Annotated in this window: 21 protein-coding genes, 3 tRNA genes and 1 other RNA gene; 14 read left to right on the top strand and 11 right to left on the bottom strand. The window is 72.2% G+C overall.

The genetic code is table 11. The annotated features are described in order from the left end of the window. Nucleotides 1-73 precede the first annotated feature (73 nt). Nucleotides 74-1,348 (bottom strand): PucR family transcriptional regulator, encoded by a 1,275-nt coding sequence (locus tag ACZ2G1_RS04550; RefSeq protein WP_470377527.1) that lies wholly within the window; start codon nucleotides 1,346-1,348, stop codon nucleotides 74-76. A 69-nt stretch (nucleotides 1,349-1,417) separates the two neighbouring features. Then, entirely contained in the window at nucleotides 1,418-4,156 is a 2,739-nt protein-coding gene (gene aceE, locus ACZ2G1_RS04545; protein ID WP_115162788.1) for a pyruvate dehydrogenase (acetyl-transferring), homodimeric type, read from the bottom strand. Nucleotides 4,157-4,609: 453 nt separating this feature from the next. Here aceE and ACZ2G1_RS04540 point away from each other — a divergent pair, with 453 nt between their 5' ends. The 4 genes from ACZ2G1_RS04540 (at nucleotide 4,610) to ACZ2G1_RS04525 (ending at nucleotide 6,660) form a co-directional block, all read left to right on the top strand. Next, nucleotides 4,610-5,026, top strand: coding sequence for a DUF3052 domain-containing protein (locus tag ACZ2G1_RS04540; protein ID WP_017833737.1), 417 nt, complete (start codon nucleotides 4,610-4,612; stop codon nucleotides 5,024-5,026). 35 nt (nucleotides 5,027-5,061) lie between these two features. Beyond that, nucleotides 5,062-5,520, top strand: coding sequence for a peroxiredoxin (locus tag ACZ2G1_RS04535; RefSeq protein ID WP_017833736.1), 459 nt, complete (start codon nucleotides 5,062-5,064; stop codon nucleotides 5,518-5,520). Between the two features lie 31 nt (nucleotides 5,521-5,551). Then, a complete protein-coding gene (locus ACZ2G1_RS04530) occupies nucleotides 5,552-6,454 on the top strand; it encodes an NAD-dependent protein deacetylase (protein ID WP_470377526.1) in 903 nt (300 codons plus the stop codon). A gap of 130 nt (nucleotides 6,455-6,584) precedes the next feature. After that, nucleotides 6,585-6,660, top strand: a tRNA-Val gene (locus tag ACZ2G1_RS04525). A gap of 43 nt (nucleotides 6,661-6,703) precedes the next feature. Here ACZ2G1_RS04525 and ACZ2G1_RS04520 read toward each other — a convergent pair. After that, nucleotides 6,704-6,988: a hypothetical protein gene (locus tag ACZ2G1_RS04520; RefSeq protein WP_017833734.1), complete on the bottom strand. Its 285-nt coding sequence runs from the start codon at nucleotides 6,986-6,988 to the stop codon at nucleotides 6,704-6,706. 190 nt (nucleotides 6,989-7,178) lie between these two features. On the opposite strand from ACZ2G1_RS04520, the gene gndA reads away from it, so the two are divergent. Continuing rightward, nucleotides 7,179-8,636, top strand: a complete 1,458-nt coding sequence (gene gndA / locus ACZ2G1_RS04515) for an NADP-dependent phosphogluconate dehydrogenase (RefSeq protein WP_470377525.1) — start codon at nucleotides 7,179-7,181, stop codon at nucleotides 8,634-8,636. Between the two features lie 76 nt (nucleotides 8,637-8,712). On the opposite strand, the gene epsC is transcribed toward gndA, so the two are convergent. The 3 genes from epsC to msrA form a co-directional block, all read right to left on the bottom strand. Beyond that, nucleotides 8,713-9,297 carry a serine O-acetyltransferase EpsC gene (gene epsC, locus ACZ2G1_RS04510; protein ID WP_470377524.1) on the bottom strand — a complete coding sequence of 195 codons (585 nt, stop codon included), beginning with the start codon at nucleotides 9,295-9,297 and terminating at the stop codon, nucleotides 8,713-8,715. Nucleotides 9,298-9,455: 158 nt separating this feature from the next. Then, nucleotides 9,456-10,391: a cysteine synthase A gene (gene cysK, locus ACZ2G1_RS04505; RefSeq protein ID WP_017833731.1), complete on the bottom strand. Its 936-nt coding sequence runs from the start codon at nucleotides 10,389-10,391 to the stop codon at nucleotides 9,456-9,458. Nucleotides 10,392-10,528: 137 nt separating this feature from the next. Further along, nucleotides 10,529-11,131, bottom strand: a complete 603-nt coding sequence (gene msrA / locus ACZ2G1_RS04500; protein WP_232035287.1) for a peptide-methionine (S)-S-oxide reductase MsrA — start codon at nucleotides 11,129-11,131, stop codon at nucleotides 10,529-10,531. 104 nt (nucleotides 11,132-11,235) lie between these two features. On the opposite strand from msrA, the gene ACZ2G1_RS04495 reads away from it, so the two are divergent. Continuing rightward, nucleotides 11,236-12,195 (top strand): Nif3-like dinuclear metal center hexameric protein, encoded by a 960-nt coding sequence (locus ACZ2G1_RS04495; RefSeq protein WP_126350220.1) that lies wholly within the window; start codon nucleotides 11,236-11,238, stop codon nucleotides 12,193-12,195. Then, nucleotides 12,192-12,926 (top strand): zinc ribbon domain-containing protein, encoded by a 735-nt coding sequence (locus ACZ2G1_RS04490; protein ID WP_095650532.1) that lies wholly within the window; start codon nucleotides 12,192-12,194, stop codon nucleotides 12,924-12,926. The genes ACZ2G1_RS04495 and ACZ2G1_RS04490 overlap by 4 nt, the downstream gene beginning before the upstream one ends. Nucleotides 12,927-12,972: 46 nt before the next feature. Here ACZ2G1_RS04490 and rnpB read toward each other — a convergent pair. After that, nucleotides 12,973-13,366, bottom strand: an RNA gene (gene rnpB / locus ACZ2G1_RS04485) — RNase P RNA component class A. 69 nt (nucleotides 13,367-13,435) lie between these two features. Between rnpB and ACZ2G1_RS04480 the strand changes: the two genes are divergently transcribed. Continuing rightward, entirely contained in the window at nucleotides 13,436-14,209 is a 774-nt protein-coding gene (locus tag ACZ2G1_RS04480; RefSeq protein ID WP_158279215.1) for a YaaA family protein, read from the top strand. Between the two features lie 31 nt (nucleotides 14,210-14,240). Here the strand turns inward: ACZ2G1_RS04480 and def are convergent, their stop codons facing one another. The 3 genes from def to orn form a co-directional block, all read right to left on the bottom strand. Then, nucleotides 14,241-14,813, bottom strand: a complete 573-nt coding sequence (gene def / locus ACZ2G1_RS04475) for a peptide deformylase (RefSeq protein WP_035929883.1) — start codon at nucleotides 14,811-14,813, stop codon at nucleotides 14,241-14,243. Between the two features lie 98 nt (nucleotides 14,814-14,911). Next, nucleotides 14,912-14,985 (bottom strand) — tRNA-His (locus ACZ2G1_RS04470). Nucleotides 14,986-15,115: 130 nt separating this feature from the next. After that, nucleotides 15,116-15,691, bottom strand: a complete 576-nt coding sequence (gene orn / locus ACZ2G1_RS04465) for an oligoribonuclease (RefSeq protein ID WP_348651676.1) — start codon at nucleotides 15,689-15,691, stop codon at nucleotides 15,116-15,118. A 198-nt stretch (nucleotides 15,692-15,889) separates the two neighbouring features. Between orn and mptB the strand changes: the two genes are divergently transcribed. The 6 genes from mptB to ettA all read left to right on the top strand — a co-directional run bounded on the left by mptB (nucleotide 15,890) and on the right by ettA (nucleotide 21,737). Continuing rightward, nucleotides 15,890-17,461, top strand: a complete 1,572-nt coding sequence (mptB, locus tag ACZ2G1_RS04460; RefSeq protein WP_333909567.1) for a polyprenol phosphomannose-dependent alpha 1,6 mannosyltransferase MptB — start codon at nucleotides 15,890-15,892, stop codon at nucleotides 17,459-17,461. A gap of 69 nt (nucleotides 17,462-17,530) precedes the next feature. Then, nucleotides 17,531-17,603, top strand: a tRNA-Arg gene (locus ACZ2G1_RS04455). 728 nt (nucleotides 17,604-18,331) lie between these two features. Next, nucleotides 18,332-18,562 carry a hypothetical protein gene (locus tag ACZ2G1_RS04450; RefSeq protein ID WP_017834571.1) on the top strand — a complete coding sequence of 77 codons (231 nt, stop codon included), beginning with the start codon at nucleotides 18,332-18,334 and terminating at the stop codon, nucleotides 18,560-18,562. Between the two features lie 436 nt (nucleotides 18,563-18,998). Further along, nucleotides 18,999-19,133 carry a hypothetical protein gene (locus ACZ2G1_RS04445; RefSeq protein ID WP_470377523.1) on the top strand — a complete coding sequence of 45 codons (135 nt, stop codon included), beginning with the start codon at nucleotides 18,999-19,001 and terminating at the stop codon, nucleotides 19,131-19,133. 205 nt (nucleotides 19,134-19,338) lie between these two features. Next, nucleotides 19,339-19,932, top strand: a complete 594-nt coding sequence (locus ACZ2G1_RS04440; protein WP_470377522.1) for a single-stranded DNA-binding protein — start codon at nucleotides 19,339-19,341, stop codon at nucleotides 19,930-19,932. Between the two features lie 122 nt (nucleotides 19,933-20,054). After that, on the top strand, nucleotides 20,055-21,737 hold the full coding sequence (gene ettA, locus ACZ2G1_RS04435) for an energy-dependent translational throttle protein EttA (RefSeq protein WP_368828116.1): 1,683 nt from the start codon (nucleotides 20,055-20,057) through the stop codon (nucleotides 21,735-21,737). Nucleotides 21,738-21,845: 108 nt separating this feature from the next. Here the strand turns inward: ettA and ACZ2G1_RS04430 are convergent, their stop codons facing one another. Continuing rightward, nucleotides 21,846-22,736 (bottom strand): acyl-CoA thioesterase, encoded by an 891-nt coding sequence (locus ACZ2G1_RS04430; RefSeq protein WP_368828118.1) that lies wholly within the window; start codon nucleotides 22,734-22,736, stop codon nucleotides 21,846-21,848. Between the last annotated feature and the right edge of the window lie 5 nt (nucleotides 22,737-22,741).

The raw sequence follows: 22,741 nt of genomic DNA, 5'->3' as shown, positions 1-22,741 counted from the left end.
CAGCTTCGCAAGGATGGGCCCCCGCGCGGTGGCCCGGAGGCCACCAAGCCCGGCGGCGGTGTTTGTAGGGATGCTACAAGACCGGTCCCACGGCGGGGGTGGAGGTGTCGATGGGGGCGCACGAGTCCGCGAGCCGGCCCGCCACGAGGGCGCAGTGCAGCACGAACGCGTCGCGGGGGACCAGGGGGTCCCAGCCGGTGAGGTCGCTGATCCGGCGCAGCCGGTAGCGCACCGTGTTGGCGTGCACGAACAGCTCCCGGGCGGTGGCCTCGAGGGAGTGGCCGACGGAGACGTAGGCGGACAGGGTCTCCACGAGCCCGGTCGCGGAGCGCGTCAGCGGGCGGTAGACCGACTCGATCATCGCCGTGCGCGCGCTCTCGTCCCCGGCCATGGCCCGCTCCGGCCACAGGTCCTCGGAGTGCACCGGGCGGGGCGCCGCGGGCCAGGCCGGCGCCACGGACAGGGCGGCGTGGGCGAGCCGGGCGGAGCGTCCCGCCGCGAAGACCGTGGGGGACTCCGGGCCGTAGGCCACCGGTCCCGGCCCGAACGCGGCGGCGAGCTTCTCGAGGGCGAGGTCCCGGTCGGACAGCCCTCCGAGGATGAGCACGAGCCGGTCGCCCTGGATGGAGACGAGAGAGTCCTGCGCGTGGCGGCCGGCGAGCCTGCGCAGCCGGGCCACGGTGGACGGGCCGGCGCCCTCGGGCGCGGAGCCCGTGAGCACGGTGACCGGGCCCGTCGAGGTCCAGCCCAGGGCCGCGACGCGGGAGCGCAGCGCGTCGGAGTGCTCCCCCCGGAGGATCCCGTCGACCACGAGGGACTCCAGCCGGGCGTCCCACGACCCGCGGTTCTCGGCGGCGCGGGCGTACACGTCCGCGGCGGCGAAGGCGATCTCCCGCGAGTAGCGCAGCACGGCCTCCCGCAGCGCGGCCTCGTCGTGGTGCTTGGCGAGCTCCGGGACCTTCTCCTCCACGACGTCCACGACGATCCGCAGCAGCTGCAGGGCGTGCTGGAGGGAGATGGAGCGGGTCAGGTCCGTGGGGGCGCCCCGGAAGACCTGGGTGAGCACCCACAGGGGCTCCTCCGGGTCCTCGTACCAGCGCACGAACGAGGAGATGCCCCGCTGGGCCACGAGGCCCAGCTCGGAGCGCTCGTCGGCGCGCAGCTCCTCGAACCAGCCGAGGTCCGTCTCGAGCCGGCGGGTCGCGACCGTGGAGATCGCGCCCAGGTTGGCCTTGAGGTTCTCGAGCGTCCTGGGGTGGGGCGGGGCGACGGGACGGTGCCGGTCGGTGGACCGTCTGCGCGAGGGGCGCAGCCAGCGCGTCGTGGTGTTCCCGTCCTGTCCAGCCATGCCTCCGAGCTTAGAGCACCGGATCGCCGCCCCGGACCCGGGGCGCCGTGGTGCACCGGAGGGCTCGGCTCAGGCGTCGCCGCCGGCGTTGCCGGAGGTGCCGGCGGTGACGTCCTTGAGCGAGTACTTCTCGATCGCCTCGCCGGGAGCGCGCCAGTCGACCTCGCCGCGCTTGGCGAGCATCTCCAGGGCGCGGACCACCATGGAGTGGGAGTCGATCTTGAAGAACCGGCGGGCGCCGGCGCGGGTGTCCGAGAAGCCGAAGCTGTCGGCGCCCAGGGACGCGAACTCGTTCGGGACGAACTGGCGGATCTTGTCCGGCAGGTCCGCGCTGAAGTCCGAGACGGCCACGACCGGGCCCGTGGCCCCGGCCAGCTGCTGGGCCACGAACGGGGTCCGCGTCCCGTCGCCGGGGTTGAGGAACGCCTCCTTCTCGGCGGCCACGCCGTCGCGGCGCAGCTCGACCCACGAGGTCACCGACCACACGTCGGCGGAGACCCCCCAGTCCTCGGCGAGCAGCTTCTGCGCCTCGAGCGCCCACGGCACGGCCACGCCGGAGGCGAGCAGCTGCGCCCGGGGCCCCTCGTTCTCGGCGGGCTTGAGCAGGTAGATGCCCTTGAGGATGCCCTCGACGTCGACGTCCTCCGGCTCGGCCGGCTGCTGGTACGGCTCGTTGTAGACCGTCACGTAGTACATGACGTTGTGGTCCTCGTCGCCCGTGCCGTACATGTGCTCGAGGCCGCGCCGGACGATGTGGGCGATCTCGTAGCCGTACGCGGGGTCGTAGTGGATGACCGCCGGGTTGGTCGCGGCCAGCAGCGGCGAGTGGCCGTCGGCGTGCTGGAGGCCCTCGCCGGTGAGCGTGGTGCGCCCGGCGGTGGCCCCGATGATGAACCCGCGGGTCATCTGGTCGGCGGCGGCCCAGAAGGAGTCGCCGGTGCGCTGGAAGCCGAACATCGAGTAGAAGATGTAGACCGGCACCATCGGCTCGCCGTGGGTGGCGTAGGCGGTGCCCGCGGCGGTGAACGCCGCGACGGAGCCGGCCTCGTTGATCCCCGCGTGCAGGATCTGGCCCTGCGGGGACTCCTTGTAGGCCAGCATCAGCTCGCGGTCCACGGAGAGGTAGTTCTGCCCGTTGGGGTTGTAGATCTTCGCCGTGGGGAAGAACGAGTCCATGCCGAAGGTGCGGGCCTCGTCGGGGACGATGGGCACGATCCGGTGGCCGAACTCCTTCTCCCGCAGGAGGTCCTTCAGGATGCGCACGAAGGCCATGGTGGTGGCCGCCATCTGCTTGCCCGAGCCCTTCTTCGCGGACTTGTACGCGGCGTCCGTGGGCAGCGCGATCTCGTGCTGCTCGTGCGGGCGGTCCGGGACGAAGCCGCCGAGCTCCTTGCGGCGCTCCAGGAGGTACTTGACCTCCGGCGAGTCCTTGCCGGGGTGGTAGTAGGGCGCGCCGTAGAGGTCGCTCTCCAGCTCCTCGTCCGAGATGGGGATGCGCAGCTGGTCGCGGAAGGCCTTGAGGTCCTCCAGGGTCAGCTTCTTCATCTGGTGGGTCGCGTTGCGCGCCTCGAAGTGGCTGCCCAGGCCGTAGCCCTTCACGCCCTGCGCCAGCACCACGGTCGGCTGGCCCTCGTGCTCGGTCGCGGCCTTGTAGGCGGCGTAGACCTTCTGGTAGTCGTGGGCGCCGCGCTTGAGCTCCCAGATCTCGTCGTCGGTCATGTCCGCGACGAGCTCCTTGGTGGCCGGGGACTTGCCGAAGAAGTGGTCGCGGATGAACCCGCCGGACTCGGCCTTGTAGGTCTGGAAGTCGCCGTCGAGGGTCTCGTTCATGATCCGGACCAGCTCGCCGTCCTCGTCCTTGGCGAGCAGCTGGTCCCACTCGCGGCCCCAGAGGACCTTCACGACGTTCCAGCCCGCGCCGCGGAAGAAGGCCTCGAGCTCCTGGACGATCTTGCCGTTGCCGCGCACCGGCCCGTCCAGGCGCTGCAGGTTGCAGTTGACGACGAACGTGAGGTTGTCGAGCTTGTCGTTGGCGGCCAGCTGCAGCAGGCCGCGCGACTCCGGCTCGTCCATCTCGCCGTCGCCCAGGAACGCCCACACGTGCTGCTCCGAGGTGTCCTTGATCCCGCGGTTGTGCAGGTAGCGGTTGAACTGGGCCTGGTAGATCGCGTTCATCGGCCCGATGCCCATGGACACGGTCGGGAACTGCCAGAAGTCGGGCATGGAGCGGGGGTGCGGGTAGGAGGGCAGCCCGTTCGGGGCCTTCGTCTTCTCCTGCCGGAACCCGTCCAGCTGCTCCTCGGTGAGCCGGCCCTCGAGATAGGCGCGCGCGTAGTTGCCGGGGGCCGAGTGGCCCTGCCAGAAGACCTGGTCGCCGCCGCCGGGGTGCTCCGGGCCGCGGAAGAAGTGGTTGAGGCCCACCTCGTAGAGGGTCGCCACACCGGCGTAGGAGGAGATGTGACCGCCCACGCCGATCTCCGGGCGCTGGGCCCGGTGCACCATCACGGCGGCGTTCCAGCGCAGGAACGCACGGTAGCGCCGCTCGATCTCCTCGTCGCCCGGGAACTCCGGCTCCTGGTCCACCGGGATCGAGTTCACGTAGTCCGTGGTGGTGACCATCGGCACGCCCACGCTCTTCGCGCCGGCGTGCTGGAGGAGGGCGCGCATGATGTACTGCGCCCGTTCCGTGCCCTGCGTCTCGATCAGGCCCTCGAAGGACTCGATCCACTCCCGGGTCTCCTCGGTGTCGGAGTCCTTCAGGTTGTTGGTCAAGCCACTGAGGATGTGGTGGTTGCTGGATGAAGGCACGTTCAACCTCTCTTCGTCGAGTTGTCCGACGGATCCCGGGCGGGTGCGCGCGCGAGGGCGCGGCCGGGACGTCCGACAGTCTCAAAATACCCGTTGCCCGTTCCGCTGTCCGAACGCCACCCGGAAGGGGCGGACGTCCGGGAACCGGGCCCGTCGTGCGGATCGCGCCGCCGGGGCCGTCTCGGGCGTACGGGGTGTCTGTGGGGACCATGCTTCCACACCCGGGGCCGGCCGTCACACGGCGTGTCAGCCCACGCGTCACCCCCATGATTCGGAGGCGCTCACCGTGCGGGAGCTTGAAAGAGTCCCTGATCCGGTGTTGTCTGGACGGTGAAGCCGGTATCCGGCCCGCCACCGTGCCCCCGCGGTCCGCCGACGGGCAGGCGGAGCCCAGCACCGGTACGCAGTGCGTGGTCGTCGTTCGTCGGCCCGATCCCAGAAGGAGCAAGAACAGTGAGCGAGGCCAAGACCACCGCGGGTGACGCGGTAGTCCAGCTCGGTTTCAAGGATGGCGACTACATCCAGGAGTTCGGATACGACGAGGACGTCGACCTCGACCTGAGGGACGGCATCGAGGAAGTGATCGGGTCGGACCTGCTGGACGAGGACGACCAGGAGGTCGTCGACGCGGTGCTCCTCTGGTTCCGCGAGGGTGACGGTGATCTCGTCGACACGCTGGTGGACGTCACCACCACCCTGGACGAGGGCGGCGTGGTGTGGGTGCTGACCCCCAAGGCGGGCCGCGACGGCTACGTGCCGCCCGCGGAGGTCCAGGAGGCCGCGCCCACGGCGGGCCTGCACGTGACCACGACCGCACGCGTCAGCGCGGACTGGGCCGCGACCCGGCTCATGCCCAAGCGCAACGTCTGACCGGGCGTCCCGGACCCCAGCGGAGGAGACCACGCATGCTCGAGATCGGCGCGCCCGCCCCGGACTTCACCCTCAAGAACCAGTTCGGCGAGCCGGTGACCCTGAGCGCCCTCCGCGGCCGCCCCGTGGCGATCGTGTTCTACCCGTTCGCGTTCTCCGGGGTCTGCACCGGCGAGCTGTGCCGGCTCCAGGACAGCCTCTCCGTGTTCGACGACGCCGGGGTGAAGCTGCTCGCGGTGTCCGTGGACTCGAAGTACACGCTGCGGGCGTTCGCGCGGGAGGAGTCCTTCGACTTCGATCTGCTGTCCGACTTCTGGCCCCACGGGGAGGTGGCCCAGCGCTACGGGGTGTTCGACCCGGTGGCCGGTCTGGCGGAGCGGGCCACCTTCGTGCTGGACGCGCAGGGCGTCGTCGTCGACGCCTTCCGGTCGGAGCGCGGCACGCCGCGGGAGCTCGAGGCCTACCGCACCGCCCTCACCAAGCTGCACGGCTGAGCCCGGCCGGCCCGGTCCCCAGCGAGCAGCGATGCCCACCGTCCGCGCCGGCTACGGCGCCCCCGAGCACCCCGACCAGTTCCCGGACCCCGACGCCGCCGGGCTCGAGGCGGGGCTGGCCGGTGCGGCCGCCCTGCTGGGCGGGCGGCGGACCGCCGTCCTGACGGGCGCGGGCATCAGCACGGAGTCCGGGATCCCGGACTACCGCGGCCCCGGCTCCACTCCCCGCACCCCCATGACCTTCGACGAGTTCATGGGCAGCGCCGCCATGCGCAGCCACTACTGGGCGCGCAACCAGTACGGGTGGCGCCACCTGGCGCGGGCCCGGCCCAACGCCGGGCACGCGGCCCTGGCCCGGCTCGAGGAGTGGGGGTCCGTCACGGGCGTGGTCACCCAGAACATCGACCGCCTGCACCAGGCCGCGGGGTCCCTCAACGTCGTGGACCTGCACGGGCGCTACACGCAGGTCGGGTGCATGCGCTGCGCCACCCGCATCCCCCGGGCGGTGCTCTCCGACCTGTTCGACGAGCTCAACCCCGGCTTCTACGACTCGATCTCGTCCCCGGACGACATCGACTTCGCCCCGGACGCCGACGCGGTGGTGCCGCGAACGGCCGGGTTCCGGGTGCCGGACTGCCCGGTCTGCGGCGGGGTCCTGAAGCCCGACGTCGTGTTCTTCGGGGAGAACGCGCCCCGGCACCGGGTGCTGCGCGCGCTGCGCATGGTGGACGCCGCCGACGCCCTGCTGGTCGTGGGCTCGTCCCTGACCGTGAACTCGGGGCGCCGCTTCGTCCGGCACGCGGTGCGCGCCGACGTGCCCGTGGTGATCCTCAACCACGGGCGCACCCGGGGGGACGCCGCGGCGCGGCTGAAGGTCGACGCGTCCGCGACCGCCTTCCTGGTGGGGCTCGAACAGCGACTCGCCCGGCCGTAGGGCGGACCGCGAATATGGCGAACGTCACGCCGGGCCGGGCCCGCACCCGGTCGGCACCGATGCGCCCCGGCGGGTAGCCTGTTCGGGAACCGGGTGCCGGCGGTTGCGAAAACCGCCCACCCGGTTGTCAGGGTCTTTAGCTCAGCTGGTAGAGCGCCACGTTTACACCGTGGATGTCATCGGTTCGATCCCGGTAGGACCCACCACGAGCTGGTCGGCACCGCCCGCGGGAGCCGGCGCGGAGCGCGGTCAGCGGAAGTAAACCTGTTTGTTCCCGGGCCGGGTGCACAGGACCACGATGCTGCCTGTGCGATCGGCCTTCCGGGCCCGCGCCGCGTAGCTGGAGGCCGTGCCCCCGCACAGCCGCGACGCCCCCTCGGTGACCTGGGCGATCGTCGCCTCATCGAGCACCACTTTGGTGCCGAGGACCAGGTCGACACTGCCCTCGGCGGCCGCCGCAGGTGCGAGCCCGGCGCCCGACCACAGTGCGGCACCGGCCACGGCCACCGTCAGTGCGCTCTTCCACGCGTCCATCCCGGCCCCCCGGCTCGTCGTGTTCCAGCACTAATGTAAATGTAGGAGCCTCCGGGGGCGAACGGAGATTGTGACGGGGCTCGTTTTCCGGATGTCGCCGTCGGCCCTCCCAGGCCCTCCTTCCCTTGGGGATCGCGGCAACAAGTGCGCACCGGACGGAGCGCCCTCCCGGAGTTTGTAGGCTGGGGGCATGGCAGCAGAACAGAAAGCTCAGATCGGGGTCACCGGCCTCGCGGTCATGGGCGCGAACCTCGCCCGCAACTTCGCCCGGCACGGTTACACCGTCGCCCTCCACAACCGCTCCGTCGAGAAGACGGACGCCCTGCTCGACGCCCACGGCGACGAGGGGACGTTCCTCCGCACGGAGACCCTCCAGGAACTCGTGGACGCCCTCGAGACCCCCCGCCGCATCCTCGTGATGGTCAAGGCCGGCGCCCCCGTGGACGCCGTCATCGAGCAGCTCGTGCCGCTGCTCGAGAAGGACGACATCATCATCGACGGCGGCAACTCCTACTTCCAGGACACCCGGCGCCGCGAGCGCGAGCTCGCCGAGAAGGGCCTGGACTTCGTGGGCATCGGCGTCTCGGGCGGTGAGGAGGGCGCCCTGCTCGGGCCCTCCATCATGCCCGGCGGACCCCGCAAGTCCTACGACTCCCTCGGCCCCCTCCTCGAGGACATCGCGGCCAAGGCGGAGGACGGCACGCCGTGCTGCGCCTGGATCGACACGGACGGCGCCGGCCACTTCGTGAAGATGGTGCACAACGGCATCGAGTACGCCGACATGCAGGTCATCGGCGAGGCGCACGAGCTGCTGCGCTCCGTCGCCGGGCTCGAGCCGGCCGAGCAGGCCGACGTCTTCGAGCAGTGGAACCGCACCGAGCTGGCCTCCTACCTCATCGAGATCACCGCGCACGTGCTGCGCCAGGTCGACGCCCGCACGGACCAGCCCCTCATCGACGTGATCGTGGACGCCGCGGGGCAGAAGGGCACCGGCCGCTGGACCGTCCAGGAGGCCCTCGAGCTCGGCTCCCCGGTCACCGCGATCGCCGAGTCCGTCTTCGCCCGGGCGCTGTCCTCCGCCGAGCCGGAGATGCGCCTCGAGGCGCAGCGCGTGCTGCCCGCCGGCATCGGCGGCACCACCGAGGACGTCGTGCACGACCCCGAGTTCGTGGAGGACGTGCGCAAGGCCCTCTACGCCTCGAAGCTGGTCAGCTACGCCCAGGGACTCGACATGCTCACCATGGCCGGCCGGGAGTACGGCTGGGACCTGGACCTCGCGACCATCGCGGGCCTGTGGCGGGAGGGCTGCATCATCCGGGCGGAGCTGCTCGAGGTCATCATGGAGGCGTACAAGGGGGACAAGCAGCCGCTGAACCTGCTCTTCGCCCCGGAGTTCGTCGCCGCCGTCGAGGAGGCCCTGCCGTCCTGGCGTCGCGTCGTGGCCCGGGCCGTGGAGCGCGGCATCCCCGCGCCGGTGTTCGCCACCACGCTGAACTACTACGACTCGCTGCGCCGGCCCCGGCTCAACGCGGCCCTGACGCAGGGGCTGCGGGACTTCTTCGGCGCCCACACCTACCGGCGCACCGACGACGCCGAGGGTGTCTACCACACCCTGTGGAGCGGGGACCGCTCCGAGGTCGTCTCCTGACCCGGACCCCGCACGACGACGCCGGCCGGCCGTCCCCGTCCCGGGGGCGGCCGGCCGGCGTCGCAGCGGGGCAGGGTCAGATCCACATCGCGGGGTCGATGTAGCTGGAGGGGTCCACGAGGGGCTGCTGCTTCTCGGGGGTGCGCGGGCGGACCTTGCCGGGGATCCCGGTCACGATCGAGTCCTCCGGCACGTCCTTGACCACCACGGCGTTGGCGCCCACGGCGGAGTCGGCGCCGATCTCCACGGGGCCCAGGATCTTCGCCCCGGCGCCGATCACCACGCGGTCGCCCACGGTGGGGTGCCGCTTGACCTTCTCCAGGGAGCGCCCGCCCAGGGTCACCCCGTGGTAGATCATCACGTCCTCGCCGATCTCCGCGGTCTCCCCGATGACCACGCCCATGCCGTGGTCGATGAAGAAGCGGCGCCCGATGGTCGCCCCCGGGTGGATCTCGACGCCCGTGAGGAAGCGGCCGAGCTGGGAGACCGTGCGGGCCAGCAGCCGCCGGTCGGGGTGCTGCCACAGCCGGTGGGACAGGCGGTGGACCCAGATGGCGTGCAGACCCGAGTAGTTGAGGGCGATCTCCACCCTGGACCGCGCGGCCGGGTCGTGCGTCTGAGCCGTCTGCAGGTCCTCGGCGAGTCTGCTCCAAAAACTCACGGTCTTCCTCTGTTCTTCCGGGGGCGGGGGTCCTGGCCCGCCGGGACCGGCGGGACGTGCTGGGGCGCGGACGGGAACGACCCGCCCATCACCGGGAGCAACGTCACCGGCAGGCGGCGCTATTCCCGGCGGGGACGGGTCGTGGTCCGCGGCGCGGCTCAGCCCCGGATGTCCTCGTAGAGCAGGGTGGAGATGTAGCGCTCGCCGAAGTCGCACACGATGGCGACGATCAGCTTGTCCCGGTTCTCCTCCTTGGCCGCCTCCTGGAGGGCGGCCCACACGATGGCGCCCGAGGAGATCCCGCCGAGGATGCCCTCCTTGGTGCCGAGCTCGCGGGCGACCCGCACGGAGTCCTCGACCGTCACGTCGTAGACGTCGTCGTAGATCTCGCGGTCCAGGATGTCGGGGATGAAGTTCGCGCCGAGGCCCTGGATCTTGTGCGGACCGGCCTTGCCCTCGGTGAGCAGGGGCGAGTCGGCGGGCTCGACGACGACGAGGCGCACGTCCGGCTTCTGCTCGCGCAGGTAGCGGCCCGCACCCGTGATGGTGCCGCCGGTGCCCACTCCGGAGATGAACACGTCGACCTGGCCGTCGGTGTCCTCCCAGATCTCCGGGCCCGTGGTCGCGTAGTGGATGGCCGGGTTGGCCTCGTTGGCGAACTGGCTGGCGAGGACCGCGTTGTCGGTGGTGTCGACGATCTCCTGGGCCTTCTCGACGGCGCCGCGCATGCCCTCCGCGCCCGGGGTGAGCACGATCTGGGCGCCGTAGGCGCGGAGCATGACCCGGCGCTCCGTGGACATGGTCTCCGGCATGGTCAGGATGACCTTGTAGCCGCGGGCGGCGCCGACCATGGCCAGCGCGATGCCGGTGTTCCCGGAGGTGCCCTCGACGATCGTGCCGCCCGGCTTCAGCTGGCCGGACTTCTCGGCGGCGTCGATGATGGCCACGCCGATCCGGTCCTTGACGGAGTTCGCCGGGTTGTAGAACTCCAGCTTCACGGCGACGTTGCCGGGCAGGCCCTCGTCGAGCCGGTTGAGGTGGACGAGCGGGGTGCGGCCCACGATCTCGGTGACGTCGTTGTAGATCTTCGGCATGTGCGTACCTCGGTTTCTGCGTGGTCGGTTCTCTGTCGGATCTGGGTGCTGCTCGGGTCGTGCTGCGGCCGCCGGCGCTCTGGGGGGCCCGCGGCGGCGCGGTCCTAGCTCAGCCTAGCCACGCGCCGCAAGCGCTACTATGCGGTAAGCCACGCGGAGTAACGTTTCCGGACCTTCGCCAGCTTGGGGTTGATGATCACCTGGCAGTAGCCGTTCCAGGGCTGCGCGGCGTAGAAGTCCTGGTGCTCGGGCTCCGCCTCCCAGAACGGGCCCAGCGGCTCCAGCGTCGTGACGATCGGCTGGTCCCACGCCGGCTGCGTCCGGCGGATCGACTGCTCGAACAGCTCCCGCTGGGCCTCGTCGGCCCAGAACATGGCGGACCGGTACTGGGTGCCCACGTCGTAGCCCTGCCGGTTGAGGGTGGTCGGGTCGTGACCGGTGAAGAACAGGTCCAGGATCACGTCCGCCGGCACCACCGCCGGGTCGAAGGTCACGGCGACCGCCTCCGCGTGGCCGGTGGTGCCCGTGCACACCGCGTAGTAGTCGGCACGCCCGGGGTCGCCGCCGGTGTAGCCGGAGACCACGGAGGTGACGCCCCGGGTGATCCGGTAGACCGCGTCGAGGCACCAGAAGCACCCGCCCGCGAGCACGAACGTCTCGGTCGCGGCGGGCTCCGCCGCGTCCGGGCGGGGATCGGGGGCGGGGCGTGCGTCGTCGTCGTCGTGCGCGGAGTAGGCCATGACCCGTACAACACCGCACGGCCCGCATCATTCCCGCACCCGCCCCGGGCGTCTCCGCGCCCGCCTCGGCGGCCGGCGCGGAACGGACTCCTAGACTGGGGCGCATGAGCGAGCAGAGCACGTCCCCGCCCCGGCCCGCCCCCACCCTGTCGGAGGTGCTCGAGACCGTCGAGCAGCTGTGGCCGATGCACCTGCAGGAGCCCTGGGACGCCAGCGGGCTCGTCACCGGCCGCCCCGACCAGCCCGTGCGCCGGATCCTGTTCGCCGTGGACCCCGTGGCCGGGGTCGTCGCCGAGGCCGTGTCCGCCGGCGCCGACCTGCTGGTCACCCACCACCCCCTGCTCCTGCGCGGCGTGACGTCCGTGGCCGCCGACGGCTTCAAGGGCGCCGTGGTGCACGAGCTCATCGAGCACCGGTGCGCCCTGCTCGCCTGCCACACCAACGCGGACTCCGCCCCGGACGGCGTCTCGGACGCCGTGGCACGGGCCGCCGGCCTCACGACGACGACGCCCCTCGCGCCGCACCCCGCCGACCCGGCCGTGGGCATCGGACGCGTCGGGGACCTGGCGCGGCCCGTGCGCCTGCGGGAGCTGGCCCGGCGCCTGGCCGACGCCGTGCCGCCCACCGCCCACGGGGTCCGGGTGGCCGGGGACCCCGACGCCCTCGTCCGGCGTGTCGCCGTGTGCGGGGGAGCCGGGGACTCGCTCTTCGACGCGGTGCGGTCCTCCGGGGCCGACGTCTACGTGACCGCGGACCTGCGCCACCACCCGGCGTCCGAGGCGCGCGAGGCCGCACTGGGCCCCGGCGCCGGCGGCACCCCGTACCTCGTGGACCTCTCCCACTTCGCGAGCGAGTGGCTGTGGCTGCCCGTGGGCGCCGCCGCGCTGCGGGAGGCGCTCGCGGCGCGCGGCCACGACGTCCAGGTCGACGTCTCCGAGCGGTGCTCCGACCCGTGGGACTTCCGCCTCGACCACCCCGGCCACGACGGGTCCGACCCCGTCCGGTCCGGCCACGACCGTTCCGCCCCCGACCCCGCCGCACCGACCGCAGGAGGACCCGCATGAGCACCGCCACGCCCGAGCAGCAACGAGCCCTGCTGGAGCTCGAGCGGGTGGACGCCCGGCTGCGCCGGATCGCCGCCCGGATCGCGGAGCTGCAGACCGACCCCGAGGTCGCCGCCGCGCTGCAGCTCCGGGCCCGGGCGATCGCCACCGCCAAGGAGCTCGGGGCCGCCGAGCAGGACGTCCGGGACCGGCTGGCCGCCGCCGAGCAGAAGGTCGCCCGTGTCCAGGCCTCGATCGAGAAGGACCGCCGGCGCCTCGAGCAGGGCGGCTCCGCCAAGGACCTCATGGGCCTGCAGCACGAGATCGACACCCGCACCCGGCAGCTGGCAGAGGCGGAGGAGGCGGAGCTGGAGGTCATGCAGGAGCTCGAGGACGCCGTGGCGCACCGGGCCCGGATCACGCCGCGGCTCAAGGAGGCCGACACGGAGGCCCGGCGCCGGGTCGAGGCCCGGGACGCGGAGGGCCGCGCCCTGACGGCCGAGCGGGACGAGCTGGCCCGCACGCGCCCCGCCGCCGCGGAGGGCGTGGGGCACCCCGGGCTGCTCGCACGGTACGAGAAGATCCGGACCGGGCGCGGCACCGACCGTCCGGCGGCCGCGGAGCTGCGGGGCACCGCGTGCGGGTCCTGCGGCACGGCGCTCAGCCCCACGGACGCCGCGACGTTCCGGGCTGCGGCCCCGGACGAGGTGCTCACGTGCCCCGAGTGCGGGGTTCTGCTCGTCCGCTCCTGAGGTTTCACGGTGCCGCTCGAGCCCGGAGCGCGCGGTGCGGGGGCGGGGGACAGGCCGGCCTGTAAGCCGGGTTCTGTGCGCACGGCCGGTCGCCCGTGCCGTGCCGGTGACCATCCATCTAGGCCCACCGTTGCCGGTGGGCTCGAGCGGCCTACCCGGGTGCTCGGGCGAGCAGCCCTCGGGCGCACCCTGTCTGGCCTTGCTCCGGATGGGGTTTACCGAGCCGCGCCGGTCACCCGGCGCGCTGGTGGTCTCTTACACCACCTTTTCACCCTGACCCGCCGCCCGGACGGACCGGGGACGGGCGGTCTGTTCTCTGTGGCACTTTCCTGCGGGTCTCCCCGAGTGGGCGTTGCCCACCATCCTGCTCTGCGGAGCCCGGACTTTCCTCGCGCCGCGACAGCCGGAGCTGCGCGGCCCGCGGTCACCCGGCCGACCTGTCCGAGGCCCATCCTACCCGCCGGTCCGGGGCGCCCGGACCGGCCCGCGGGGTCACTAGACTGCTGCGAGTGCTGATCCTCCTCCCGCCCTCCGAGACCAAGACCGCCCCCGGCGCCGGCGCCCCCGTGGACCCCGCCGTCCTGTCCTTCCCCGAGCTCACGGCCGCCCGGGAGCAGGTGCTCGCCGAGCTTGCCGCGACGAGCGCCCGCGAGGACGCGCTCGAGGTGCTGGGCGTGGGGGAGCGGCTGCGCGGCGAGGTCGAGCGCAACACCCGGCTGGGCGCCGAGCCGGCCGCACCGGCCCTGAGCGTCTACACCGGGGTGCTCTACGACGCCCTCGACCCGGCCGGGATGACCGGGGCGCAGCGGACCGCCGCGGCGGCCTCCCTCGTCGTCGTCTCGGCGCTGTGGGGCGCGGTGCGCCCCGACGACCGGATCCCGGCCTACCGCCTGTCCATGGGTGCCGAGCTGCCGGGGCTCGGCAGGCTCGCGGCGCACTGGAAGCACCACCTGCCCGCGGTGCTGGAGCCGGCGGCCGGGGACGGGCTCGTCGTGGACTGCCGGTCGGCCGCCTACGCGGCGGCGTGGCGCGGTCCCCGGGCCCGGACGGTGGGGGTGAAAGCGGTGCGGGAGCGGAACGGGAGGCGCCAGGTCGTCTCGCACATGGCCAAGCACACCCGCGGCCTGCTGGCCCGGCACCTCGTCGAGCGCGCCGCCGCCGGCGAACGCCTGGAGACGCCGCTGGACCTGCTCTCGGCGGCGCAGGAGCGCTGGCGGGCCGAGCTGACGGAGCCCACGGCCCGGTCGGCGGGCGAGCTCGTCGTCGTGCTGACGGAGGACTGAGCGGGCGCGCCGGGGCCGGTGCGCGGACGGATCAGTGGCCGAACGGGTCCTCGTCGACGCCAGGGGTCCAGGTGTGGCCGCCGCGGCCCCAGCCCTCGGCCTTGACCGCCTTCCGGGCCTTGCGGGACCACTTGTCGTTGAGCCGGTCCACGTAGAGCTTGCCGTCCAGGTGGTCATACTCGTGCTGCATGACGCGGGCGAACCACCCGGTGGCCTCGAAGTCGACCGGACGGCCCTCCACGTCGAAGCCGGCGACCCGGACCCAGTCCGCCCGCTTCAGCGGCCAGCTGTAGCCGGGCACGGACAGGCAGCCCTCGGACTCCTCGTCCGGGTCCGGCGCCTCCTGGGATATCTTCCCCGGCGTCAGCACGGGGTTGACGAGGACGCCGCGCGGCGCCACGTCGTCGTCGTTCTGGAACGTGTAGGTGAAGATCCGCAGCCCCACGCCGATCTGCGGGGCGGCGAGCCCCACGCCGTGGGCGGCGTCCATGGTCTCGTACATGTCCGCCACGAGGGCGTGCAGGTCCTCGTCGAACTGCGCCACCTTGGCGGCGGGGCGGTGGAGGACGGGATCGCCGGTGATCACCACGGGACGGACGGCCATGACGCACTTCCTTCGACTTGCCGGGGCCTGCGCCCCTTCGAACCGGTTCGGGAACGACGAAAGGCCGCCCCGAGTCAACGGGACGGCCTTTCACAGTGGGTGAGCGACGGGGGTTGAACCCGCGACCTCCTGGACCACAACCAGGCGCTCTGCCGAACTGAGCTACGCCCACCATGAACGCCCGCCGGAAGACCGTGCTTCCGCTGGGCAACGCATACGAGTGTACCGCATTCCCGGAGGGCTCCGGACCACGCCGGGACGCCCGCCCGTCCGGGCCGGGGTCCCGGCGCCGGACGGGGGACTCAGGCGCCCGTGCGGGACGCGGCGATCTCCGCGGCGATGCCCTTCGCGGTCTCCGAGTCCGGCCCCGGCTCGGCGGCGAACACGGCGCGGCGGTAGTACCGCAGCTCGTCGATCGAGTCCCGGATGTCGCCCAGGGCCCGGTGGTTGCCGGTCTTCGGCGGGGCCTGGAAGTAGGCGCGCGGGAACCACCGGCGGGAGAGCTCCTTGATGGTGGAGACGTCGATCACGCGGTAGTGCAGGTGCGCCACGAGCTCCGGCATGTCGCGCACCAGGAACGTGCGGTCCGTGCCCACCGAGTTCCCGCCCAGCGGGGCCTTGCCGGGCTCGGGCACCCACTCCTTGATGTAGGCGAGGACCTGCTCCTGCGCCTGCTCCATCGTCAGACCGGAGGGGAGCTCGTCGAGCAGCTTGGAGGAGGTGTGCATGTTCCGCACGAAGTCCCCCATCTGCGCCAGCGCCGCCTCGTCCGGGCGGATCACGACGTCGACGCCCTCCCCGAGGACGTTGAGCTCGTCGTCGGTGACGAGCGCCGCGACCTCGATCAGGGCGTCGTCCTCGATGGACAGCCCCGTCATCTCGCAGTCGATCCACACAATGCGTCCGTTCGAATTAGCCACCCGGACAATCTACCGTGCCGCCCCGACGCCGCCGGTCGCCGCCGGGACCGGTCGGGGACTCCCCGAGGAGCCGGGGATAGGATCGGGGCGACCACGGGTCCGTGCTGCGCCCAGCCGGGGCGCCCGCAGCCACCGGACGGGCGCATCGGGAGAGCAGTGCAGACCACTTCGACGACGCCGGCGCCGGGCGAGGGACCCGACGGCGTCCGGCCGCCGGCGGATCCCGGGAGCTCGTGGTACGACTCCGACTCCCTCCTGCGGACGGTGCTCATGGGCACGCTCGGGTCGCTCATGCTCCTGGTCGGCTCCCTGGGCGTCGGCTGGCTCGCCTCCGTCTCCCCGCTGCGGCAGGCGCCGGTCATCATCGGCATGCGCTTCACGACTACCGGGGTGATCGTCTCCATCCTCCTGCTCGCCGTGGGCGGGATGCTCCTGATCCGTGAGTGGCTGCGCCTGGGGCAGAAGCTCAACACGTGGGGACCCGGCAGCGGCCGGTGGGTGCTCATCGCCATCGCGGCGTGGGCCGCCCCCATGCTCGTGACGATCCCCCTGTTCAGCCGGGACGTGTACTCCTACATCGGCCAGGGCCGGGTGATGGCCAGCGGGCTGAACCCCTACGAGCACGGCGTCTCCACGATCGACAACTTCTTCCAGCTCGGGGCCGACCAGATGTGGTCGGAGTCCCCGCCGCCCTACGGGCCGCTCTTCCTGTGGCTCGAGCAGTTCGTGGTGGCCGTCACCGGCGCGGACCCGGACGCCGGGGTGCTCTGGTTCCGGGGGATGTGCGTGCTCGCCGTGATCGCCTGCATGTGGCTGATCCCGCGGCTCGCGCGGCTGCACGGCATCAACCCGGCTCGGGCCCTGTGGCTCAGCGTGGCGAACCCCCTGTTCCTCACGAACTTCATCGTCTCCGTGCACAACGACGCCATCATGATCGCCCTCGCCCTCGGCGGCACCTACGCGGCCGCCGCGCACCGCAACTGGAAGGGCGGTCTGCTCGGGACCACGCTCGTCACGCTGTCCGTGGCGATCAAGCCCATCACCCTCGTCTTCCTGCCCTTCATCGGCCTGCTGTGGGCGGGCCGGAACGCGTCGTGGACCCGCCGCTTCGTCATCTGGTTCCTGGTCCTCGTCTACTCGGTCGCCCTGCTCGGGCTGATGGGGCTGCTCAACGGCTTCGGCTTCGGCTGGGTCTCCGCCATGTCCACCCCCGGCTCGGTGTCCATCTGGTACGCCCCGGTGGGTCTCGCCGGCGTGCTCGCCACCACCCTGGCCGCGGCCGTGGGCGCCGACGCGGGCCAGTGGCGGGAGGTGGTCCACACGGTGGGCCAGGCCTTCGCGGTGCCCGTCATCCTCTGGCTGATGTTCGTGGGCCGGGACGAGCGGATCATCCGCCGGCTGACCTGGGCGTTCGCCGCGATCGTGCTGTTCTCCCCGATGATCCAGGCCTGGTACGTGGTGTGGCTCATCCCGCTGTTCGCGGTCACGGGCATCCGCAGCGACTGGCAGGTCGACATCCTGTTCTTCCTCACCGTCTTCTTCATGATCTACGCGGTCTCCGACCAGCTGGACGTCTTCCCGTACCTGGACCTCGACCTCAGCTCCGGCCGGCTGATCGCGGCGGTCGTCGCCCTCTCCTACGGCGTGTACCTGTGGTTCATCGACCCGGCGACCCGGCGGCTCTTCCGCGGCCGCTACCAGCCCCCGGTGCAGAGCGCCGTGATCTGAGGAGCCGGTGTGGCCCCCGCGAGTTGATAAACTCGACCGCGGTGCCCGGGACGCGGTCCCGGGCGGCACGCCCCAGTAGCTCAGTGGATAGAGCAGGAGCCTTCTAATCTCTTGGTCGGGGGTTCGACTCCCTCCTGGGGCACACTCGCGATCCCCGCCATTCCGGCCCTCACGGCTCAGGGTGGCGGGGATCTCGTCGTCTCCGACGCCAGATCCGACGGCAGATCCGACGGCACATCGTGCTGCGGTGCCCGGCGGGATCTCTCCGGTGGCGAGACGCACGGCCCTTGCGGGCAGGGCCGGCGGACCGGATGAGCGTGCCGGCGCCCGTTCGGTGGACCGGTACCTCCGAGCGGAGCGGAGGCGGAGTAGGCTGTGCGGTGGGCACGCAGATCTCGCCGTCTGTGTGTCCGCGGCTCGCTCGGTCTTACTGGACCGGGCGGGCCATCTTTCGTCGGTGGCGGAGCCGGCAGGTGCTGAGCGGCGTCCCGGCAGGCGCCCGGAGCCGGAGCACTTTCCCGCCACACCCCGGACGACCGGCCCAGCTCCGGCCCTCGGCGGGCACGGCCCGGCCGTCCCCCTCCCGGGCAGTCCTGCCGGTGCCTCTTCCCGAGCTACAACCCGCTCTGGATTGTTTGCGGTCGCGAAAGTGTGGACAAGCACCACCCTGTGAATTCGCATACGTTAAGTAGCACATCGAGGGGTGCAGTGATCCGGCCACCTGAGCTCCGCGCCAGGACGGACGAGGAGCCGGAGCAGCACCTCCGCGACGACCCCGGCGGCAGCCCGCCGGGACGGCCGCAGTTCCCGGACGGGGTGCCCGGGGCGGCCACGGACCACGCGTCCGGATCCGATTCAGGGGGAGTAACCATGAGCGTCACCATCATCAGGCAGTGGACCGGCCGGGGGGCCCGTTACTACCACTACGACACGGTGGAGGAGGCCACGGAGGACACCCGTGACTTCATCGTCCGCAACGTCGGCCCGGACATCGATCCGCAGCAGCTGGAGGCGATCACCCGGGGCGTCGTCGCGCTGCACTGCATGCACCTCGACTTCCGGGAGGACTGCATCGTGGTCGAGCCGGGGCACGCCGCCTAGTCGAACGGAACGCACGGGGGCCGGCGGCGAACCGGGCACGGCGCCGCTGCGCCGTGCCCGGGAGACTGCGGGGGTCGTCGCATGCGAGGCCGACCGCCGCCTCCCGTCCGGGCGCCCGCACTGCACCGGCACCGGCCTGCCGTGGCGAGATCGCGGCCGACGCCCGTGGCTGACGTCCGCGGTCGACGCCCCGCCGCGCGGAGCGACGGCTCCGAGGGGCGGGGCGACGGCTCCGCGCAGCGGGGCGACGCGCGGGGACGGGGTAGGCGCGGCGCCCGCTCCGGCGGTCCGGGCGCCGCGCCGGCCACGAAAACCGGTCCGCGGTGCATCCACAGGAGCCACTGCGCCGGTAGTAGGGGTGAGGACACCCGCGCAGGATGTCGTCCGGCAGGCCGCCACCTGCCAGGCCACTGCAACGAACATCGAGGTGAGTCCGATGGCCCGGATCCGACTCTGCCAGTGCGGCGCCCCACCGCTCTACGGCCCGTGGTGCTGGGCGTGCTCCCACGAGCAGGAGCGGCACCGGGAGCCCCTCTCCGTGATCGCCTGGAACGCCGTCGACATCGACTGACGGGCGCTCGCGGACCGTGAGCCGGTCGCACGAAGCTCGCACGGCGGTCGCACTGCACAGCACACGGTCTCCGGACCCGAGGAGCGCGGCCGTCCACAACCGGGGCCCGTCCGCCGCGGCGGCACCGGCTCCTGCAGGACGCTGGGTGCACCCCGCCACCGGGGCCAGCACCGGCCGCACCGGCCGCCGTCCAGAGGAGTTCCCGATGACCGAGCAGATCACCGTCCGCGGCTACGTGGCCACGGACCCCGAGTCCCGCAACCTGCCCGACGGCACCGTGGTGGTGACCTTCCGCCTCGCCTCCACCCCGCGCTGGTTCGACCAGCAGGCCGGTTCGTGGCGGGACGGGCACACCAACTGGTTCTCCGTCCAGGCGTTCCGTGCGCTGGGGCTCAACGCGCTGGCCAGCATCAAGAAGGGCCAGCCCGTGGTGGTGGTCGGCAAGCTCAAGGTCCGGTTCTGGGAGGGCGAGCACGGGCGCAACACGGCCGTGGACGTGGACGCCGTGTCCCTCGGGCACGACCTCGCCCTCGGCACGGCCTGCTTCCAGCGCACCGTGACCTCCTCGCCGCCCGCCGACCAGACGGGGGAGCGGCCCGCCGGGCAGCCCGAGGACGCGGCGGCGACCGGGGCCGCGGACGCCCCGGCGGCCCCGGACGGGGACCCGTCGGAGTCGAGCGGCGACCTCGACGGCGGGGCCCCCGTGCTCCCGGAGGGCGTCGACCCGGAGACCGGTGAGCTCCTCGGGGCCGCTGCCGGGCCGGGACGGCGCCCGCGCCGCCAGCCCGCCACCGCCTGAGCTTCCCGGGCGGAGCCGTCCCGGCGCGGGGACGGAGCGGGGGCTGCGGCGCCCCAGCCCCCGGTCCGTCCCCGCCCGGTGGCCGCCCCTCGGCCTCCGCCGGGCGGGGTAGCCTTGAGGGCATGGCGGAATTCATCTACACAATGTCCAAGGCCCGCAAGACCGTGGGCGACAAAGTCATCCTGGACGACGTCACCATGTCGTTCTACCCCGGCGCGAAGATCGGCGTCGTGGGACCCAACGGGGCCGGCAAGTCCACCATCCTCAAGATCATGGCCGGCCTCGACCAGCCGTCCAACGGCGAGGCCCGGCTCAGCCCCGGCTACACCGTCGGCATCCTGCTCCAGGAGCCGCCGCTGAACGAGGAGAAGACCGTCCTGGGCAACGTCGAGGAGGGCGTGGGCGAGATCAAGGCGAAGGTCGACCGCTTCAACGCGATCTCCGAGGAGATGGCCCAGCCGGACGCCGACTTCGACTCCCTCATGGAGGAGATGGGCAAGCTCCAGGAGGACATCGACGCCGCCAACGCCTGGGACCTCGACTCCCAGCTGGAGCAGGCGATGGACGCCCTGCGCTGCCCGCCGCCGGACGCCGACGTCTCGGTCCTCTCCGGTGGTGAGCGCCGCCGCGTGGCCCTGTGCAAGCTGCTGCTGCAGAAGCCGGACCTCCTGCTCCTCGACGAGCCCACCAACCACCTCGACGCCGAGTCCGTGCTGTGGCTGGAGCAGCACCTGAAGGACTACCACGGTGCCGTCATGGCCGTGACCCACGACCGGTACTTCCTCGACCACGTGGCCGAGTGGATCTGCGAGGTCGACCGTGGCCGGCTGTACGGCTACGAGGGCAACTACTCGGCCTACCTCGAGACCAAGCGCGCCCGCATGGAGGTGCAGGGCAAGAAGGACGCCAAGCAGGCCAAGCGGCTGGCCGACGAGCTCGAGTGGGTGCGCTCCAACGCCAAGGGCCGCCAGGCGAAGTCGAAGGCCCGCCTGGCCCGCTACGAGGAGATGGCCGCCGAGGCCGAGAAGACCCGCAAGCTGGACTTCGAGGAGATCCAGATCCCGCCGGGACCGCGCCTGGGCAACCTCGTGATCGAGGCGAAGGACCTGCAGAAGGGCTTCGGGGACCGCTCCCTCATCAAGGGCCTGTCCTTCTCCCTGCCGCGCAACGGCATCGTGGGCGTCATCGGCCCCAACGGCGTCGGCAAGTCGACCCTGTTCAAGACCATCGTCGGCATGGAGGAGCTGGACGGCGGGGAGCTGAAGATCGGCGACTCCGTCAAGATCTCCTACGTGGACCAGAACCGTGCGAACCTCGACGCCAGCAAGTCGCTGTGGGAGGTCGTCTCGGACGGCCTGGACTACATCAACGTCGGCAACGTCGAGATGCCCTCGCGCGCCTACGTCTCCGCGTTCGGCTTCAAGGGCCCCGACCAGCAGAAGAAGGCGGGGGTGCTCTCGGGCGGAGAGCGCAACCGGCTGAACCTGGCCATGACCCTCAAGCAGGGCGGCAACCTGCTGCTCCTCGACGAGCCCACCAACGACCTCGACGTCGAGACCCTCGGCTCCCTGGAGAACGCGCTGCTGGAGTTCCCGGGCTGCGCCGTGGTCGTCTCCCACGACCGGTGGTTCCTCGACCGGGTCGCCACCCACATCCTGGCGTGGGAGGGCACCGAGGACGAGCCGGACCAGTGGTACTGGTTCGAGGGCAACTTCGAGTCCTACGAGGCCAACAAGGTGGAGCGCCTCGGCGCGGACGCCGCGCGGCCGCACCGCGTCACGCACCGCCGCCTCACCCGCGACTGACCCGGGGGCCGGGCCGCGCCCGGACCCCGTGCCGCCGAAGGGGCACGCCGGGCGGGAAGGAGCAGCTCCTTCCCGCCCGGCGGGCCCCTTCGGCGTGCTCCGGTGCGGCTAGGAGAACTCCGGGAAGCGCATCATGCCCTCCTGGGCGGTGGTGGCGACGAGCCGGCCGTCCCGGGAGAACATCCGGCCCACCCCGAGGCCGCGGGCCGAGGAGGCGTTGGGGGAGGACTGCACGTAGAGCAGCCACTCGTCCGCGCGGGTCTCCCGGTGCCACCACATCGCGTGGTCGAGGGAGGCGATGTTCATGCCGGGCTCGATCCATGTCCTGCCGTGCAGGCGCAGGATGGGCTCGAGCAGCGTGTAGTCGCTCGCGTAGGCGAGTGCGGCGCGGTGGATGTTCGGGTCGTCCGGCAGTGGCTTGAGGGTCTTGATCCACACCGCGTTGAACGGCTCGCCCCGGGAGTCCGGCTTGAAGTAGATCGGCTCCGTGATGTACCGCATGTCGAAGGGCCGCTCGTGCGCGATCGCCTGCGCCTCGGGGGCGTCGACGTGACCCAGCAGCTCCACGGCGCTGGGCAGGGACTCCGGCTCGGGCAGGTTCCGGGGGGACTCGTCCTGGTGGTCCAGGCCCCGGGCCGGGGCCTGGAAGGACGCGATGGCCGAGAGGATGGCGCGCCCGTCCTGGTAGGCGTGCACCCGGCGGGCGGAGAAGGACCGCCCGTCCCGGATCCGCTCCACCCCGAAGGTGATCGGCTGGGACACGTCCCCGGCGCGCAGGAAGTACGCGTGCATCGAGTGAATGATCCGCTCCGGCTCCACGGTGCGCATGGCGGCGGTCGCGGCCTGCGCCAGGACCTGCCCACCGTAGACCCGGCCGCGTGCGGGGGAGATGGAGTGGCCCACGTAGATGTCCTCGAGCGTGCGCGCGCCACCCCCGTCCGCGAGGTCGAGCATGTCGAGCAGGGCCTGCGTGGGGTCCGGGATCGGGCTGTAGGTCATGGCCT

The sequence above is a fragment of the Kocuria sp. KKT182 genome (genome assembly GCF_055635395.1).
This window is presented reverse-complemented; position numbering and strand designations above follow the sequence as displayed.

Excerpts from the sequence above, each read along its gene's own strand:
- ACZ2G1_RS04550 (WP_470377527.1), bottom strand. The coding sequence starts at position 1,348 with ATGGCTGGACAGGACGGGAACACCACGACGCGCTGGCTGCGCCCCTCG.
- ACZ2G1_RS04535 (WP_017833736.1), top strand. The coding sequence starts at position 5,062 with ATGCTCGAGATCGGCGCGCCCGCCCCGGACTTCACCCTCAAGAACCAG.
- ACZ2G1_RS04530 (WP_470377526.1), top strand. The coding sequence starts at position 5,552 with ATGCCCACCGTCCGCGCCGGCTACGGCGCCCCCGAGCACCCCGACCAG.
- ACZ2G1_RS04520 (WP_017833734.1), bottom strand. The coding sequence starts at position 6,988 with ATGGACGCGTGGAAGAGCGCACTGACGGTGGCCGTGGCCGGTGCCGCA.
- gndA (WP_470377525.1), top strand. The coding sequence starts at position 7,179 with ATGGCAGCAGAACAGAAAGCTCAGATCGGGGTCACCGGCCTCGCGGTC.
- cysK (WP_017833731.1), bottom strand. The coding sequence starts at position 10,391 with ATGCCGAAGATCTACAACGACGTCACCGAGATCGTGGGCCGCACCCCG.
- msrA (WP_232035287.1), bottom strand. The coding sequence starts at position 11,131 with ATGGCCTACTCCGCGCACGACGACGACGACGCACGCCCCGCCCCCGAT.
- ACZ2G1_RS04495 (WP_126350220.1), top strand. The coding sequence starts at position 11,236 with ATGAGCGAGCAGAGCACGTCCCCGCCCCGGCCCGCCCCCACCCTGTCG.
- ACZ2G1_RS04490 (WP_095650532.1), top strand. The coding sequence starts at position 12,192 with ATGAGCACCGCCACGCCCGAGCAGCAACGAGCCCTGCTGGAGCTCGAG.
- def (WP_035929883.1), bottom strand. The coding sequence starts at position 14,813 with ATGGCCGTCCGTCCCGTGGTGATCACCGGCGATCCCGTCCTCCACCGC.
- orn (WP_348651676.1), bottom strand. The coding sequence starts at position 15,691 with ATGACGGGGCTGTCCATCGAGGACGACGCCCTGATCGAGGTCGCGGCG.
- ACZ2G1_RS04450 (WP_017834571.1), top strand. The coding sequence starts at position 18,332 with ATGAGCGTCACCATCATCAGGCAGTGGACCGGCCGGGGGGCCCGTTAC.
- ACZ2G1_RS04445 (WP_470377523.1), top strand. The coding sequence starts at position 18,999 with ATGGCCCGGATCCGACTCTGCCAGTGCGGCGCCCCACCGCTCTACGGC.
- ACZ2G1_RS04440 (WP_470377522.1), top strand. The coding sequence starts at position 19,339 with ATGACCGAGCAGATCACCGTCCGCGGCTACGTGGCCACGGACCCCGAG.
- ettA (WP_368828116.1), top strand. The coding sequence starts at position 20,055 with ATGGCGGAATTCATCTACACAATGTCCAAGGCCCGCAAGACCGTGGGC.
- ACZ2G1_RS04430 (WP_368828118.1), bottom strand. The coding sequence starts at position 22,736 with ATGACCTACAGCCCGATCCCGGACCCCACGCAGGCCCTGCTCGACATG.